Genomic DNA, 17512 nt, shown 5'->3' with positions numbered 1-17512 from the left:
TACATACCGTAAATCAAACCTTTACTTTCAACTCCAATCTCTTCGCATGCAAAATCGGTTCCGTGTACCCCGACGGTTGCATAGCGCCTTTTAACACCAGATCACAAGCGGCCTGAAAGGCGAGTGAGGTGTCAAAATCATCGGCCATTGGCTTGTAGGTTGGGTCATCTGCATTCTGTCCGTCGACGACGGTTGCCATGCGTTTCATGGTTTCCATGACTTGGGCTTCGGTGCAGATGCCGTGATGGAGCCAGTTGGCTATGTGTTGAGAGGAAATGCGCAGGGTTGCGCGATCTTCCATCAGGCCGATGTTATTGATATCGGGGACTTTGGAACAACCCACACCGTGATCGACCCAACGGACAACATAACCGAGGATACCTTGGGCGTTGTTATCCAGTTCGTGTTGTACCTCATCAGGTGACCAATTGGTGTCTTTGGCAACGGGGACCGAGATCAAGTCGTTGAGGGAGGCACGTTTTCTTTGTGCCAGCTCCTTTTGGCGATCAAAGACATTGATGGCGTGATAGTGGGTTGCGTGGAGCGTTGCCGCCGTGGGCGACGGCACCCAAGCCGTGTTTGCGCCCGCTTGGGGATGGCCGGATTTTTGATCCAGCATGTTCGCCATCAGATCCGGCATGGCCCACATACCCTTGCCAATCTGTGCTTTACCACTGAGGCCACAGGCAAGGCCGATATCCACGTTCCAGTCTTCATAGGCCTTGATCCACGCGGCGTTTTTCATATCGCCCTTGCGGATCATGGGGCCAGCTTCCATGGCTGTGTGAATTTCATCGCCTGTGCGATCAAGGAAGCCCGTATTGATAAAGAAAACCCGGTGTTTGGCGGCGCGGATTGCTTCTTTTAAATTCAGCGTGGTCCGGCGTTCTTCATCCATAATACCGATTTTAAGAGTATGGCGTTTCAGCCCCAAGAGGTTTTCAACCTTGGTGAAGATCTTGTCAGCAAAAGCCACTTCGTCAGGCCCGTGCATTTTAGGTTTCACGATATAGACAGAGCCTGTCCGGCTGTTGCGTAATGAAGCTTCATCAGGATCAGAAGATTTCTGTAGATCGTGCTTGGCAATAACCGCTGTGATCATGGCATCCATCAGGCCTTCGGGGACTTCGCGGGCGTCATCCCCAACCAGAATAGCCGGATTGGTCATGAGATGACCGACATTACGCACCAGCATCAGGCTCCTCCCCTGCAAGGTGAGACTTTCGCCCGTGTTCGTCTGATAAACCCGATCAGACTTTAATCGACGGGTGATGGTCTTACCGCCCTTTTTCAGATCGGTGGATAGATCACCGCGCATCAGGCCAAGCCAGTTACGATAGACAGCGACCTTTTCCTCTGCATCAACCGCAGCGACGGAATCTTCGCAATCCATTATGGTCGAAAGCGCAGCCTCGACAATAACATCGGCAACACCCGCCGAATCGGTCTTGCCAATGGGATGATTACGATCAACGGAAATTTCCAGATGCAATCCATTGTGACGGATCAAAAGACCAAAGGCGGTATTGAGATCACCTCGATAACCTCTGTATTCAGCCGCCTCGGAAAGGCTGGCACGCTGACCATTTTCCAGTGTCGCCACCAGCTTTCCAGCGTCAACCTGATAACAAACAACATCTTTATGAGAGCCACCGTTCAGCGGCGCGGCCTGATCCAGAAAATTCCTGGCCCAGTCAATGACCTTTTGCCCACGAACCGGGTTAAACGCAGTCTGCTTTTCTGCGCCGTCTGTTTCCGGAATTGCATCGGTGCCATAGAGCGCATCGTACAGACTGCCCCAACGGGCATTGGCTGCATTGAGTGCATAACGCGCATTCATGACAGGCACCACAAGCTGTGGCCCGGCGACAGAGGTTATTTCCTCATCCACATTGGTCGTTTCAATTGCAAAGTCTGCGCCTTCTGGCACAAGATAACCGATTTCCTCCAGAAAAGATTTATAGGCAGCATGATCAGTAATCGGGCCGGGGTGCGTTCGGTGCCAGTCATTCAACTGGCTTTGCAACTCTGTCCGTCGTGCAAGCAGCTTTGCATTTTCCGGCATCAGATCTTGTAACAAGTCATTCATACCCGCCCAGAAATCATCAGGGGCAACACCTGTTCCGGGCAGGGCTTCGTTATTCACAAAGTTATGTAGCGTTTTATCAATTTGCAGCGCGCCGACCTTAATGCGATCAGTCATTGTTATCTATTCCAGTCTAATGATTTAAAATGGTGAGCAACTAATTCTACTAGGCCCATCATATGGTAACTTTACAAAGAGGCGATTAAGGAATTCTCAGAATAGCTCCTGTTCCCTCGAACCAGTGTTCTTCCAGATTGGCAGCGCCCTCATCCGCCGGACCTTTGCGATCCACAATCAGGAAATCCTGTGCCGGTTCCAGAACCAACAAGGGATGATGCCAGACATTTTTCGCGTATTGAACACCCTGACTTCCGGAAGCAATAAAGGCACGACAACCCGCAGGCGTTGGCACCTCGCCCTCACACACCACGATCAACCATAATGCGGACTGCATGGGCACAAAGGCTTGTGACCCCAGAGGATGACGTTCCATCATGGAAATAGCTATCGGCAAGGGTCTAGGCGTTCCGCGAAAGATGGAGAGAATAGCCTCGCCCTCCCCATCTTTAACATCAGCCTGTGCCAGATCATGAAAACGACGGGTCGTCCCCTCATTAATCAGGTAGCTCTTGTCATAATCCACTTCGATTACTTGACCAAAGGGGGCAAAGACCTCTTTGGTCAAGGGTTCAGGGCGAATTTCGAGGGGCTTTGACGTCATTGGATTATCCACGCTGCTATTTAGCCAACCTGCCGAAAATACGTAATCGGGAAATGCCCCCATCCGGGAAAATATTCAGGCGTACATGTGTAATTGGCTTTGAAGAACTGAAGTGTTCACTATCAAAGATATGAATATTATCTGCCTGTAGTTTCTGTTGCGGTAAGAGTTCGTCCCAGAACATGGATTGGGTGATGATGGACTCATCTGTTCCTTCACTCACGTGTGCAGCACAGATAGAACAGCTATCAGGGAAATTCCCTTTGAAATGCGCGGTATCTACTTCAATTTTATCAACTGTTCCCGCATGGCCCAAAGCAACAACGATCCAGTCATGACCGGGTTCACGGCGGCGGCGGGTTTCCCAACCATCGCCCATGTCAACACCGCGTCCAGCCGTCAATAACGACCAGACATTGCCATAATGCGCGTCGTTATAGCCCACAACACGACCACCATTGATCAGAGCAGAGAGCTCATGAACGCCTGTGGCATCACGACCATCCCAATCACAAAAAGGTTCACCATAAACACGTAACCGAGCCACACCGCCATCGGGATAGATATGCAAACGCAACCAGTTATAGGGTGTTTCGTCCTCGACCTTTACAAAGTGATGGGCAGAGGCCCCCAACGATGTTGCCGGAACGATTTCGACCCATTCAGTGTTTTCGTCAGGCTCATCAACCGAAACACAGGCTTCTATTGATGCTGCAGGCGGGTAATTTCCCGTAAAGTGAGAGGTATCAATATCAACCCCGCGGATGGTTCCTCTGGCCCCTAACCGGATCAAACAATGATCATGCCCACCACCCCGGCGGCGGCGGGTTTCCCATCCATCCATCCACTTACCATGATCATCAAATTTATCTTCGATAAAAATCGCATCACTATCGGCGATCATACGTTCCTTGGCAGCAAAGAATTCATCAGTTGCCGAGACCACCTGTGTGCCAAATTTTGGCGAGGCAAGGTTCACATATTTAGCAGCGTATTTTTCCAGTTCAGAATTACTCATTTATTTCCAGCCTTTAAATCCCATCAAGGTTAATCCCTTGTGTGGCAACAATATCAAGATCCCGTAACGGGATGATTTTTAATCCAGTGATTGGCGATATCAATACGGCGCGCACACCAGACGTGATCGTGTGATTGAATGTAATCGACAAATTTCTTCAGCCCGGCAAAACGCCCAGGACGACCAATCAAACGGCAATGCAATCCAATCGACATCATTTTGGGTTCTTCTGCACCTTCTTCGTAAAGCGTATCAAACGCATCTTTCAGGTAAGCGAAGAAGTGATCACCGGTATTAAAGCCCTGTGCAGAGGCAAAACGCATATCATTACTGTCGAGCGTATAGGGAACTACCAGATGCGGTTTATCAATAATTCTCGACCAGAACGGCAAATCGTCAGAATAATCATCGGCGTCATAGATAAAGCTGCCCTCTTCCGCGACCAGCTCGCGCGTATGTTCAGATGTTCGGCCCGTGTACCAGCCCAACGGACGCTCCCCCGTAATGCGCTTTTGAATCTCAATCGCCTTTTGCATATGTTCGCGCTCTTCTTCGCGCGACATACCGTGATAGTTGAACCAGCGATAGCCATGGCTACAGATTTCATGCCCGTCTTTCATCGCGGCTTCAATTACCGCTGGGTGGCGTTCCATCGCCATGGCAACAGCAAAGAGCGTGATCGGAATATTCCGTTCTTTAAACAACTTTAGAATGCGCCAGACGCCGGCACGAGATCCATATTCATAGATTGATTCCATGGACATGTGCCGTGCGCCTTCAAAGGCAGCGGCCCCGATGATTTCGGATAAAAAAGTTTCCGATACGGGATCACCATGCAACACACAGTTCTCCCCGCCCTCTTCGTAGTTAAGAACAAACTGTACGGCCACACGGGCTTTCCCCGGCCAGACAACGGTCGGTCTGGTATTACCATAGCCAACAAGGTCTCTGGGATAGCCTTTTAAATCGTTAGGGGAATAATCAGAACTGCTCATCCTACTCTGTCCTCTAGCCGAAAGCGTATAATACGCGCAATCTGTTGCAGAGCTGTTTCAAACTCTTTGGCCTGGTCATTTTCCAGACGCTCAACAAAGGCATCCAGTATCATAAACTTCGTTGCCCCCTTGACCGCAAAAATAAAGGGAAAACCAAATCGATCCAGATAGCATTTGTTTAAATCAGTAAAACGTCCAAACTCATCCTCGCTCAACTGGTCAAGCCCAACACCTGCCTGTTCGTTTTTGGAATCTTCCGTCAATTCCCCCGATAAAGCAGCCTTTCCAGCCAGATCCGGGTGCGCACGAATTAAGGCCAGTTGTGTTTCGTCATTAGCCGCTTGCATAACTTCTGCAAAGCAGGTGATCATTTCTTCCCGGCTTTGGAAAGGACGGTGGCTTCCCGCCCCCTCCGCAACCCAGGGAGAATGCTCGGCAATATCGCCAAAGGCTTTAACGAAGTCCCGGTCTGACATTGCGTTTACAGTGTCCAGTGAATAGCTAACTGTCATTTAACGTTCTCATACATTTTGTTATTCAGCTTTCACTCTCTATTTTGGGCAATCCAAGCCCCCAGTGTTGTTCGTTCTTCCTCTGTCATGCCCGTTTCATTCCCAAGCGGCATGGCATCGCTATCAACAGATTGCGCCTTGATACGATCGAGGTAACGCTTGATATCCGCAATGTTTTCAAGCTTTACTCCCTGTGGCGCTTCTTCCACCCAATCTACGCTAGGCTTGGTTGCATGGCAGGTTGTGCAATGGGTTTGAATGATGTCCATGACCACTGTATCAGCCACCCGATCAGATCCATAATCACGTTCAACGGGGGCTGTCATGATCATGGCAACGATTACCCCCACACCCGCGACCGGAAAGGTCCAGGCTAACTGTTTGAAAGTATCCCCGGCTTCGTGACGGTTCAGCAAATGACGAACAGCCCCGCCAATAATCAGGATCAGGGCAACCAGTAACCAGCTGTGCGGATGACCTGTCAGCATTGGATAGTGGTTACTGACCATCATCAGAAGCACTGGCAAGGTCAGGTAGTTATTATGCACAGATCGCTGTTTGCCCATAATGCCAAAACGGGCTTCGGGTTCTTCCCCGCGCATGAGGGTGGCGGCAACCTTCTTTTGATTGGGAATAATAATCCCGAATACATTCACCGCCATAATCGTGCCAACAAAGGCACCCACATGGATCAACGCCCCCCGACCAGAGAAAACATGGCTAAAGAGAATGCTCGCCGCCATAATCAGGATAAAGAGACAAACAGCCAGAACGCTTGTGTTTTTCCCGAGGGGAGAACGGCAAATTCCATCATAGATCAGCCACCCTCCAATCAAGCTGGCAACCGAAATAGAGATTGCCTGCCATGGTTCCAGTGCCATTACACTAGGGTCAATCAGATAGGAACTGGCGTTGTAATAGTATTGCACAACCAAAAGAGCAAAGCCTGTCACCCATGTCAGGTAAGCTTCCCATTTAAACCAAACCAGATCATCAGGCAGTTTTTTCGGTGCGACGAGATATTTTTCAACGTTATAAAAACCGCCACCATGCACCTGCCACGCAGATCCATAAACATCCTTGTCCAAGCCTTCACGTTTACGAAGGGACAGGTCCAATCCTATGAAATAAAAGGATGTTCCGATCCAGCCAACACCTGCAATCAAGTGAGCCCAGCGAAAAAGCAGGTTCAGCCAATCTGCTGCAAATGATTCCATTAGAGTTCATCCTTCCTGACGTATTTCACGCGCTATACCGCGCTTTCATTTCTTATTTTCTGTGGGATCTATTACGCTTTGTTGGCGAGATCCACAGCAATGTGTCTGTGTTTTTGTAAAAGAGGCTGCATATCAAGTCGGGTGATTTTGCCCTCCTTGACTAATAACTCGCCACCGACCGCGGTATAGTTTGCATTCGCAGGGGTGCAGAGCATCAAACCAGCGACAGGGTCTAGCTCAGCACCGGAATGATAAAGCGGGTCTAATTTGAAAGCTGCAAAATCAGCTTGATAGCCCGGTGCCAGAATGCCAACGTCATTACGGTTTAGAACACGTGCGCCGCCAACAGTCGCGACTTCAATTGCTTCGCGAATTTTCATCCCGCGCGCACCGTGTTTAACACGCTGCAAGAGCATCGCCTGTCTTGCTTCTGCCAAAAGATGTCCACTATCGTTTGATGCTGATCCATCGACACCTAGGCCAACTTTTACTCCTGCGTCATACATTTCACGAACAGGTGCAATACCAGACCCCAAACGCATGTTTGAGCAAGGGCAATGGGCAACACCAGTTCCACTTCGGGCAAAAAGAGAAATCTCGTCCGGGTTCAACTGAACGCAATGCGCGTGCCAGACATCATCGCCAATCCACCCCAGTTCCTGTGCGTATTCACCGGGCGTCAGACCAAATCTTTCCTTACTGAACGCAATATCTTCGACATTTTCAGCCAAGTGTGTGTGCAGTCCCACCCCCATTGAACGGGCAAGGATAGCTGTTTCCCGCATCAAATCCTGCGAGACAGAAAACGGCGAACAAGGCGCTAAAGAAATGCGAAGCCGCGATCCTTCGGACGCATCGTGATAGGTTTCAATAAGACGTTGGCTGTCTTTTAAAATTGCCGTCTCATTTTCCACAAGACTATCAGGCGGTAATCCTCCATCGCTTTCGCCAACAGACATTGATCCCCGCGTGGCATGGAAACGGATGCCCATTTCCATTGCCCCTTCAATTGAATCATCAAGACGACTACCGTTGGGGAAAAGGTAGAGATGATCGCTAGTGGTCGTACAGCCAGATAATAAAAGTTCCGCAATGCCCACCTGAGCCGAAACCTTGATTGCATCCGGTGTCAAGTGAGACCAAACAGGATAAAGCGACTGTAACCACGGAAAAAGTGGTTCATCCTGGGCAAATGTTCTGGTCAGGGATTGATAAAGATGATGGTGCGTGTTCACAAGTCCGGGAAGAACGATATGATCCCTCAGATCAAGAACAGTGTCAGCTTGGCGGGGAAGTTCATCAGCAGACCCCACAGCCTTGATAACACCATCCACGGCGTAGAGAGCACCATCCTTTAGCTCTCTGCGGTTCTCGTCCATCGTCACAAGAACACGCGCGTTTTTTATCAACAGAGTTTTCATATGGTTCTATTCGTCCAGTGCTCTTATGCTTGGTCCGAAGCGTCTTTTGGAATAATCAGGTTCAGGACAATTGCCAGAAATGCCGCAGGAACCAAACCGGACGTTAAGAGTATCTTGGCTGTTGCAGGCATTGCGGCCACAGCCTCTGGTACAGATTTGAGTCCTAGGCCAATCCCCAAAGAAACCGCAATAATCACCATATCACGACGCGTTAAAGCCGTCATGGACAACAACTTGAGCCCCGCCCCGGCAATCATGCCAAACATAATAATTGATGCACCGCCCAGCACAGCATTGGGCATAACGGAAATCACCGCACCAATTTTTGGAAACAGACCTGCGACAATCAGAAAGATTGCACCGCATGTTACCACATGTCGGCTCATCACGCCTGTTAAAGCAACCAGCCCGACGTTTTGACTATAGGATGTATTAGGCATTGCCCCGAAAAGAGCACCGACAACTGTTCCCAGACCATCAGCTATCGTTCCGCCAGCGAGCTCTTTATCTGTCGCTTCCCGGCCAGCGCCACCTGTTGTAATTCCGGAAATGTCACCGACGGTTTCAATGGCACTGACCACAGAAATCAAAAGCATTCCCATGACCGCCGCAGTATTTATTTCAAAGCCGTACTGCAACAGAGAAGGAACAGCAAACCAGTCCGCAGAACCAACGCGACCAAAATCAACCATCCCCATAGGAATCGCAATGAGATACCCAACAACCAAGCCAATAAGAACTGCCGAAGCCGAAAGAAATCCTTTGGTCATGAATTTCACGCCAAGAGTTACAATAATAACGGTAACAGCAAGAAAAATATGATGCCATGCCCCAAAGTCAGGAACCTTCCCCGCACCACCCGCAGCATATTTAATACCAACAGGGATCAGGGCCAAACCAATAGAAAGAACCACAATTCCTGTTACCAGTGGCGGTAAAATCCCGCGAATACGACCAATAAAAGTCCCCAGGACAAAATGGAAAACACCGCCGATTGCAGCTGATGCAAAAAGTGCTCCGAGCCCTGCCGTTTTCACAATAGGGATCATAATAGGAATGAAGGCAAAACTTGTACCCTGTACAATAGGTAAACGCGCACCGATCGGACCAATACCGATGGTTTGCATAAGTGTCGCAATCCCTGCAATAAACATTGCCGTTTGGATGAGGAATATTTTATCGCCACCGGATAATCCGGCTACTCCGGCGATAATAATCGGCACAGTGACATTACCAGCAAACATTGCCAGTACATGTTGCAAGCCTAATGGCACAGCTTCCTTTAAAGGAGGACAATAATCCGGGTCTTTCAAAGTTCCCGCATCAATGGTTCCTTCATTATCTTTTGAATGGGTTACTTCAGTCATTTCAGGTTTCCCCCTGTTGGTTAAACCAACCGGATATTATTTTTTTATCCCGGCTTTTGCAGAGACGTAACACTTTAAAATTCAAAGAAGTCAAAGCGATCATCCCAAAGACTATCGACTAAGTCAGCTCTAAAGCTAGCTCCCGCGATAGGTTGAATAGCCATATGGCGATAACAACAGGGGAACGTGATAATGCTGGTCTGCTTCAGCAATGCCGAAACGAATGACAATCACATCAAGGAAAGCCGGATCAGGAAGAACAAGATCTCTACTTTTCAGATAATCGCCAGCATGAAAGTGAAGTTCATAATTACCTTTGGAAAATTCGTTTTCCCCAAGTATAGGACCATCAACACGTCCATCTTCGTTTGTAATTACATCCTTCAATGGGACAGTTTCGCCAACTCGGAAAAGCTCTATCCGCAATCCCGATGCAGCGACACCAGATGCTGTATCCAGTACGTGCGTTGTTAAAAATCCCATATGCCTCACCCTGAAGAGTTTTTTCATTATTATGTGAGGCAGTATGTCGCAGTCTAGGTGAACGCAAAAGAAGTCTTTTTAGATCGCACTGATGCTATAAAGTGATCAATTAAATGAAATGTAGTCGCGTAACGCTTTCTCTGCGTGTTTGACAAATATAGAGGGGGCCAGGGAAAGCTGGCGCGTTGAGTTGGTTAAAACAACAAGCCGATCACAGGGAATATCCTTATCCGTAAGTTCGATATGGGCCAGTAATCCCGACCTTCTCTCGGCCTCAATTCCAAGTACCGTTTGAAAAGTTACATAATCGGATTTTCGCGCCATAGACCGCATAAAACGAAGGGAATTCGCTTTGATATATGACTTAGGCTTTGATTTTAGTTTACTCAGTGGCACATCAATAATTCGGGCTAAAGAGAGGTTTCCCGCAGGCAAAGCCAAAGGATATTTCAAACAGTCTTGAAACTTACACTTATTCTTTTTGGCCAAAGGGTGACCAGGTGCGACAACCGCCCCGACCTTTAGTTCCCAACTCACCATTTCACGCAAGGTATCATGGTCTGGCGGGTTAAAGGTAAAACCGATATGTGTCGCCGCCGAGGAAACCATGCGGCTTACTTTTTCTGAACTCGTTATCGTAACTTCCAGCGTGATACCGGGATAGCTTTCGTGAAAGCTCTGTGTCAAATCCGGTAACACAGCATCTGCGACAGATTCAACTGATGCAACCCGAACAATGCCCTGCTTGACGCCCCTTAAATCATCCAGCTGTTCACTGACAGCTTCAAAATCAGACAAAACAGTTCGCGCATGCTCAAGCAATAGCTCTCCGGCTTCTGAAATACGCAAGCCCCGACCGACACGCTCAAAAACCTGAACCCCAAACTCCTCTTCAAGGCTAAGAATTTGCCTGTTCACGGCTGACGAGGCGATGTTTAGCTGACGGGCCGCTTCACGAATAGATCCATATTCTGCAACAGCCACAAAGTAACGCAAGGCAGGAGAATACAATGTATGAGCACGCTCAATTTTCAACTATTCTTCTCCTCAAAAAGTAAGACCTTATATAAATATACGAGATGTGTAACTGACATAAATAATGCGTAATTCCAGACAATCAGTTTGAAAAGATCATCTTTTCTTATAGCCTAAGGTAAGATGATCACAATAAGAACCGACAAAGAATGAAATCTCATAATAAAAACTGCCGGATCATTCCATGCGCATAGATAATGCTTTTGTCTCTACGGCCTTTCGCTATTTTGCAGCTACTGCCGAAGCTGGCTCAATCCGTGCAGCAGCACGGGAATTGAACATAGCCTCGTCAGCCGTGAACAGACAAATTCTGATGCTGGAAGAAGCACTAGGCATGCCACTTTTTGAAAGAACCGGGCGCGCGATGGTTCTGACCGAAGCCGGACAGGTTCTGCTAAATCAAACAAGAGTATCATTGCGGGATTATGAAGACGCACTTGGCGTTATTGACGAACTCCGCGGGCTGCAACGGGGGCGCGTCAGAATTGCGACGGCTGAATCTGTTTCCGTGAACCTTCTGCCGAAAATACTGGCTGACTTTTCAGAACATTATCCATCCATTGAAACCTTTCTGACCGTTACTGTCGCCGATGCTGTGACAGAAATGGTGCATTCTCGCGAAGCAGATTTAGGCTTTACATATAACCCTTCCGCCCTTGATGGCCTGGAAATCGGTTTCGAAAGAAGTATTGAAGTGGGGGCCATCGCATCTTCGGACCACCCCTTAAGTAAACAAAAACAGGTGAGCCTCGCCGATTGTCTTGAACACCCTTACGCCTATCCTGCTCAAGGTCTCAGCCTGCGCCTTGCACTTGATACTGCAATGGAGGGTATCAGTACCCCTAGTCACAAACAAAGAAAGCCAATTCTGGAAGCAAACTCGCTAAGAGTTATGGCCGCCATGGCACAGGAGGGTCGGTGCATCGCCTTTCAAACTCGTGTGGGAATTGAACATCACCTGAGGTCCGGCGCCCTTACATTCCTGCCCCTCACAGATACAAACCTGCCGATGGATCGTCTGATGCTAATCAGACAATCGAGCAGAGCACCATCCCCCGCAACTCAGATGTTTGAAAAGTTTGCTGTTGATTATTTAAAACAACACTCGATCAAATGATGCTTTTTTTAGACCTCAGATATCTAAACATTATTCTTTTTAGATCACAAAAATACTGTCATACTGGCTTGCAATAATAAAAAGCACTAGCATTATCGGTTAGCATTGTTACCGCCTAACATCGTTACCGGGGCTAAACGCGATATTCACATAAAGTCAGATAAGATACTTAGTATACCATTACTTTGTATATCATTCAGGGGAGTAAAGTCGCATGGGGCGACTGACGACGCATGTACTGGATACCGCACGTGGTACACCAGCCAAAGATTTGACCATTGAGCTTTGGAAGCACGACGGTGAAAGCTTCAATTTTGTGAAAAGAGTTCAAACCAACGACGATGGTCGCGCAAACAGCCCTCTGCTAGAAGACACAGAATTTTCGACTGGCCAATACGAACTGAGATTTATGGCCGGCGATTATCTGAAATCACAAGACGATCCCCTCCCCGACCCTTTATTTCTTGATATAATTCCAATTCGTTTCGGAATAGCTGACCCAGATGCCCATTATCATGTGCCCCTACTTATTTCGCCTTTTGGCTATTCAACCTATCGCGGGAGCTAACGGTAATGCGGCAAAGTGTTAAATTCCTTCGCGACGGAGAACTGGTCGAACTAAACAATGTCGATCCCAATGAAACCTTACTTGATTATTTGCGATTGAGAGAGGGGTCCTGTGGCACCAAAGAAGGCTGCGGTGAAGGAGATTGCGGTGCCTGTAGCGTTGCAATCGGTTCACTGAAAGACGGTAAATTGGAATACCAAACCGTCAATAGCTGTATTCAATTACTGGGCATGATGGACGGCAAAGAAATCATCACCATTGATGATCTCTCTAAAGGATCCCAAACTAAAGATTCTCAGGAACTCCACCCGGTTCAGGATGCAATGTTGCGACATCACGGATCTCAATGCGGGTTCTGTACACCGGGCATTGTGATGTCACTCTTTACACTTTACCACGCGGAAATAAAAGCAGACAGAAACACAATTAACGATCAACTCGCGGGAAATCTCTGCCGCTGCACGGGCTATCGTCCAATTATTGATGCCGCAATGGAAAGCTGCACCGGAAAAGCCCAGAATCGCTTTCACGAAGACGCCCCGGTAAGAACAGACAAACTCAATGAATTGGATGACAAAGAAGATCTGTTTATTGGGAATGAAACAGCATTTTTCGCCGCCCCGGCATCCAACGAAACTTTAGCTGCACTTTACGAGAAACATCCCGATGCTGTGATCGTAGCTGGCGCGACAGATGTTGGTCTCTGGATCACCAAACAGCTAAGGGACCTCCCCAAGATCATTCATATCGGGCGCGTTACAGAACTTCAAAAAATTACCCATAGCAACGATGAGATTACCATTGGTGCTAGCGTAACCTACGCTGATGCAAAGGACACACTGGCCACTATTGATCCAGATGTTGCCGAAATCATCCGCAGGATTGGATCAACGCAAGTTCGCGCATCAGGCACAATTGGCGGCAACATTGCAAATGGATCACCTATTGGGGATAGCCCACCACTGCTTATCGCACTGGACGCCAAGCTGACATTGCAAAAAGGAACACAATCCAGAGAAATAGATCTGGAAAACTTCTTCATCGACTATGGAAAACAAGATCGAAAAGAAGGTGAATTTGTCAGCAAGATCCGAATACCAAAATTGGCTAAAAATGAAGTTTTCCGTAGTTATAAAATCAGCAAACGCTTTGATCAGGATATCTCAGCCCTGTTGGCGGCGTTCAGACTGACCATTGTTAACGGCAAAGTTACACAAGCCCGCATTACCTATGGGGGGATGGCGGGCATCCCCAAACGGGCAGAGAAGTCAGAAAAATCACTGATCAACATTGCCCTGAATGCCCCCGAGACATGGGGAAAAGCTGTACAAGCCCTTGAACAGGATTTTAACCCTCTCTCTGACATGCGTGCCTCTGCCGATTACCGAATGGAAGCTGCTAAAGGTCTGTTGATTAAAGTACTCCATGAAATTTCAAACGGAAAAGTTGATCAGCAAGGCAAGCAAACCAGAGTTATCGGTGCCAGAGCCAGTGATGTAAGGGAGGCTGTGTAATAAAATGCTTCACAAGTCACCTTCAGCAAACACGCCGACAGCCACAGTCGGTAAAGACAATAAACACGATAGTGCTGAACGCCATATCAAAGGCACCGCGCTCTATATCGATGACATTCGCGAACCACAGGGGACACTCCATCTTGCCCCCGGCTACGCGCAGGCCTCTTGCGGAAAAATTAGAAGCCTTGATTTGAGCGCCGTAAAATCTGCCCTCGGTGTTGTCACCGTTCTCACCGCCAAAGATATTCCCGGGATTAACGACTGTAGCCCCGCAATGGGCGATGATATGATCCTTGCAGATGGGCACATTCTCTTTCACGGACAGGTTATCTTTGTCGTCGCAGCGAAAAGCCATCTAGAGGCCAGAAAAGCCGCAAGATTGGCCAAGATCGAAATTGAAGAAACGGCACCTATGGTAACGGTGGAAGATGGTCTTGAAAAAGATGCCTCTGTCTTGCCACCCTACGAATTTTTAAGAGGTTCTCCGGATGAAATAATCAAGTCATCTCCCAACCAGATTGCAGATCGTTTCCATATTGGCGGACAGGAACACTTTTATCTGGAAGGTCAAATCGCTATGGCCATTCCCGGGGATGATGGTGAGATGCTGGTTCATTCATCAACCCAGCATCCTACAGAAATTCAACATACCATCGCAAAAATGCTTGGCGTTCAGGATGCCGCGATTGTTTGTGAATGTCGCCGCATGGGTGGTGCCTTTGGTGGTAAGGAATCACAGGCCGCGCAATGGGCTGCATTATCAGCCTTGGCAGCGCATGCCACAGGACGCCCGGCAAAAATGCGTCTGGATCGCGATGATGATATGATAATGACAGGTAAACGTCATGATCAGGCCTGTCATTGGCAAGCCGGATACGATGATCAGGGAAAGCTAACTGCCGTCAACGTTGAGTTCAATTCACGCTGTGGCTGTTCCGCCGATCTTTCTCTTGGTGTGAATGATCGCACCATGTTCCATGCGGATAATTCTTACTACTACCCGCAAGTACGCATCCTATCCCGCCGTGTAATGACCAATACTGTTTCCAATACTGCCTTTCGCGGTTTTGGTGGCCCGCAGGGTATGGTCTTTTCAGAACGTATGATGGACACCATCGCCATTAAGTTGGATATCGACCCACTTGATGTGCGAAAAACCAATTTCTATGGCGATGAAGATCGCAATATTACGCCATTCGGTATGAAAGTTCAGGACAACATCCTCGACGAGCTTGTTTCTGAACTAGAAAGTACCAGTGATTATCGTAACCGCCGCAAAGAAATAGCCACCTTTAACAAAAAAAGCCCCTTCCTCAAAAAAGGCCTCGCGCTTAATCCCGTAAAATTCGGAATATCCTTTACCCTTAAGCACCTAAATCAGGCCGGCGCCCTTGTCCACGTTTATACTGATGGATCTGTACAGGTTAATCACGGCGGCACCGAAATGGGGCAAGGTCTTTACACCAAAGTTGCACAGGTTGTTGCCGAAGAATTTGGTATTGATCTGGAGCATGTTCGCATAACTGCAACAAAAACCGATAAAGTTCCCAATACAGCCCCCACAGCGGCCTCATCAGGTTCTGATATGAACGGTATGGCAGCGAAACAGGCCGCTGAAACCATTAAAAATCGACTGATAGAACTCGCAAGCAAGCTTTATCAGGTTGATAAAACAGCCATCAACTTTGCCCATAACAAGGTAAAAATCGGCGACCAGGAAGTTGCCTTTTCTGAACTGACGCAACAGGCTTTTCTCGAACGTGTCTCACTTTCTTCAACAGGTTACTATGCAACACCGCATATTACCTGGGATCGAGACACCAAAGATGGTCGTCCATTCCTCTATTTTGCCTATGGTGCCTGTTGCGCGGAAGTTACCATTGATACCCTGACAGGCGAGATGAAAGTGGATCGCGTTGATATCCTGCACGACGTGGGAAAGTCCTTGAACCCCGCCATAGACATCGGACAGATAGAAGGTGGTTTTGTTCAGGGCATGGGCTGGTTGACCACAGAAGAACTGGTCTATGATGATCAGGGACGCCTTCGGACCCATGCCCCCTCTACCTATAAAATTCCGACAGCTTCCGATGTACCTGAAGATTTTCGTATAAAACTCTGGAATTCAAGTGGAAACAGAGAAGATACTATCTATAGATCAAAAGCCGTAGGCGAACCACCGATAATGCTGGCTACGGCAGTTTTCTCGGCTATAACCAATGCCATAGCCTCGCTCTCTCCCGGCCAAGTACCACAGATCAATACACCAGCCACACCAGAGAATATTCTTCGCGCTGTCAGAGATATAAAGAAACGAGACGTAAAGGCTGGAGAAAAATAATGAAAGTCTGGTCACTCATTGCAAAAAATCTGGAAGACACGGGTTGTTGCGCTATGGTGACCATGACAGAAGTCTTGGGCTCTGCCCCGCGAGAAGCCGGAACACGCATGGTTATCCGTCCCGATGGTGGCTTTCACGGAACGATTGGCGGAGGCACCCTCGAATGGCGTGCGCAGGCTGATGCACAAAAGCTTATGCATCATCAAAAACCATTACTGAACTTCAGCCAACATGCACTCGGCCCAGAACTCGGTCAGTGCTGTGGCGGTGCGGTCAAATTGCTTATCGAAGTCTTTGCGAAAGAACAGCTAGAGCATGTACGAGAATTAGCGGTACAGGAAGAAACAGGCCCCTTTTCTACACGAGGTTACTATACAGACGACCGCGTTATCCGTGAAGTTACCGATGAGATACACCAAGAGCTAAACTTTGATACCAATGGAGATATTCTGGAAAACTTCGGCGAAAAGAAACGTCAGGTTTATCTCTATGGTGCGGGGCACATTGGGCGTGCATTGATGCTCAATATGGCAGCACTGCCCTTTGATCTTGTCTGGATTGATTCCCGCCATAATGCCTTGCCACCGATTACAGCCGGTAATGTCGAGAAAGTTTATACACCAACACCAGTGGAAACCTTGGTTTTGGCACCAAACGGCGCCTTTATTGTGATCATGACCCACAGCCATTCACTTGATCTTGACTTGGTCAATGCCGCCCTTGCAGCCGAACGCTTCGCCTATGTCGGCGTTATTGGATCAAGCACAAAAAAAGCGCGTTTTAAAAGCCGTTTGAAATCATTTGGCATGGAAAACAGGAATATCAACAAACTTATCTGTCCTATTGGGATTGACGGCATAAAGTCCAAACATCCAGCGGCAATCGCCGCATCAGTAACAGCAGAACTACTCATAAAAGATGAAGAAATATCCAAACGAGAAGCAGTTTTGGATTCCAATAATATGACAGACTTGAATAGAGTTGAAAAAACCGCAAAATTTGTCCAATAAGACAAAAAAATGAATTAAAACTAGTAAGTTAAAAACCGGAGAGTTAAAAACTTACTGAAAAATTTACTGATCTGGGAAAACAGGCTTATTGGGAGGGCCAGCAA

At 48.0% G+C, this 17512-nt stretch carries 15 protein-coding genes; 5 read left to right on the top strand and 10 right to left on the bottom strand.

The genetic code is table 11. The features are described from left to right. Positions 1–13 precede the first annotated feature (13 nt). From D9A03_RS13130 to D9A03_RS13085, 10 genes are all read right to left on the bottom strand, one after another. Entirely contained in the window at positions 14–2203 is a 2190-nt protein-coding gene (locus D9A03_RS13130) for a malate synthase G (RefSeq protein ID WP_120497616.1), read from the bottom strand. An 85-nt stretch (positions 2204–2288) separates the two neighbouring features. Next, positions 2289–2807 carry an ureidoglycolate lyase gene (locus D9A03_RS13125; RefSeq protein WP_120497615.1) on the bottom strand — a complete coding sequence of 173 codons (519 nt, stop codon included), beginning with the start codon at positions 2805–2807 and terminating at the stop codon, positions 2289–2291. 16 nt (positions 2808–2823) lie between these two features. After that, on the bottom strand, positions 2824–3825 hold the full coding sequence (gene alc / locus D9A03_RS13120; RefSeq protein WP_120497614.1) for an allantoicase: 1002 nt from the start codon (positions 3823–3825) through the stop codon (positions 2824–2826). 53 nt (positions 3826–3878) lie between these two features. Beyond that, positions 3879–4820, bottom strand: coding sequence for an allantoinase PuuE (gene puuE, locus D9A03_RS13115; protein ID WP_120497613.1), 942 nt, complete (start codon positions 4818–4820; stop codon positions 3879–3881). Continuing rightward, on the bottom strand, positions 4817–5332 hold the full coding sequence (uraD, locus tag D9A03_RS13110; RefSeq protein ID WP_254055040.1) for a 2-oxo-4-hydroxy-4-carboxy-5-ureidoimidazoline decarboxylase: 516 nt from the start codon (positions 5330–5332) through the stop codon (positions 4817–4819). The genes puuE and uraD overlap by 4 nt, the downstream gene beginning before the upstream one ends. A 32-nt stretch (positions 5333–5364) precedes the next feature. Beyond that, the gene (locus D9A03_RS13105; protein WP_120497612.1) at positions 5365–6549 is read right to left on the bottom strand and encodes a urate hydroxylase PuuD; all 1185 of its coding nucleotides are present in this window, start codon (positions 6547–6549) and stop codon (positions 5365–5367) included. A 71-nt stretch (positions 6550–6620) separates the two neighbouring features. Then, complete coding sequence (locus tag D9A03_RS13100; RefSeq protein WP_120497611.1) at positions 6621–7970, bottom strand: 8-oxoguanine deaminase; 1350 nt, start codon at positions 7968–7970, stop codon at positions 6621–6623. A 23-nt stretch (positions 7971–7993) separates the two neighbouring features. Continuing rightward, positions 7994–9337, bottom strand: coding sequence for a uracil-xanthine permease family protein (locus D9A03_RS13095; protein WP_120497610.1), 1344 nt, complete (start codon positions 9335–9337; stop codon positions 7994–7996). A gap of 135 nt (positions 9338–9472) precedes the next feature. After that, complete coding sequence (gene uraH / locus D9A03_RS13090; RefSeq protein ID WP_120497609.1) at positions 9473–9820, bottom strand: hydroxyisourate hydrolase; 348 nt, start codon at positions 9818–9820, stop codon at positions 9473–9475. A gap of 105 nt (positions 9821–9925) precedes the next feature. Beyond that, positions 9926–10855 (bottom strand): LysR family transcriptional regulator, encoded by a 930-nt coding sequence (locus D9A03_RS13085; RefSeq protein ID WP_216825468.1) that lies wholly within the window; start codon positions 10853–10855, stop codon positions 9926–9928. A 184-nt stretch (positions 10856–11039) separates the two neighbouring features. Between D9A03_RS13085 and D9A03_RS13080 the strand changes: the two genes are divergently transcribed. From D9A03_RS13080 to xdhC, 5 genes are all read left to right on the top strand, one after another. Next, the gene (locus D9A03_RS13080; protein ID WP_120497608.1) at positions 11040–11972 is read left to right on the top strand and encodes a LysR family transcriptional regulator; all 933 of its coding nucleotides are present in this window, start codon (positions 11040–11042) and stop codon (positions 11970–11972) included. 214 nt (positions 11973–12186) lie between these two features. Beyond that, on the top strand, positions 12187–12540 hold the full coding sequence (gene uraH, locus D9A03_RS13075; RefSeq protein ID WP_120497607.1) for a hydroxyisourate hydrolase: 354 nt from the start codon (positions 12187–12189) through the stop codon (positions 12538–12540). A 5-nt stretch (positions 12541–12545) separates the two neighbouring features. After that, complete coding sequence (gene xdhA, locus D9A03_RS13070; protein ID WP_120497606.1) at positions 12546–14054, top strand: xanthine dehydrogenase small subunit; 1509 nt, start codon at positions 12546–12548, stop codon at positions 14052–14054. 4 nt (positions 14055–14058) lie between these two features. After that, positions 14059–16398, top strand: a complete 2340-nt coding sequence (xdhB, locus tag D9A03_RS13065; protein ID WP_174233650.1) for a xanthine dehydrogenase molybdopterin binding subunit — start codon at positions 14059–14061, stop codon at positions 16396–16398. Beyond that, a complete protein-coding gene (gene xdhC / locus D9A03_RS13060) occupies positions 16398–17408 on the top strand; it encodes a xanthine dehydrogenase accessory protein XdhC (RefSeq protein ID WP_120497604.1) in 1011 nt (336 codons plus the stop codon). Before xdhB ends, xdhC begins: the two co-directional genes overlap by 1 nt. Positions 17409–17512: the final 104 nt, after the last annotated feature.

Origin of the sequence: Kiloniella sp. EL199 (assembly GCF_900313065.1) — a bacterium.
Taxonomy (GTDB): Bacteria; Pseudomonadota; Alphaproteobacteria; order Kiloniellales; family Kiloniellaceae; genus Kiloniella.
Note: the sequence above shows the minus strand (reverse complement) of the source record. Positions and strands in the feature narration are given on the sequence as shown.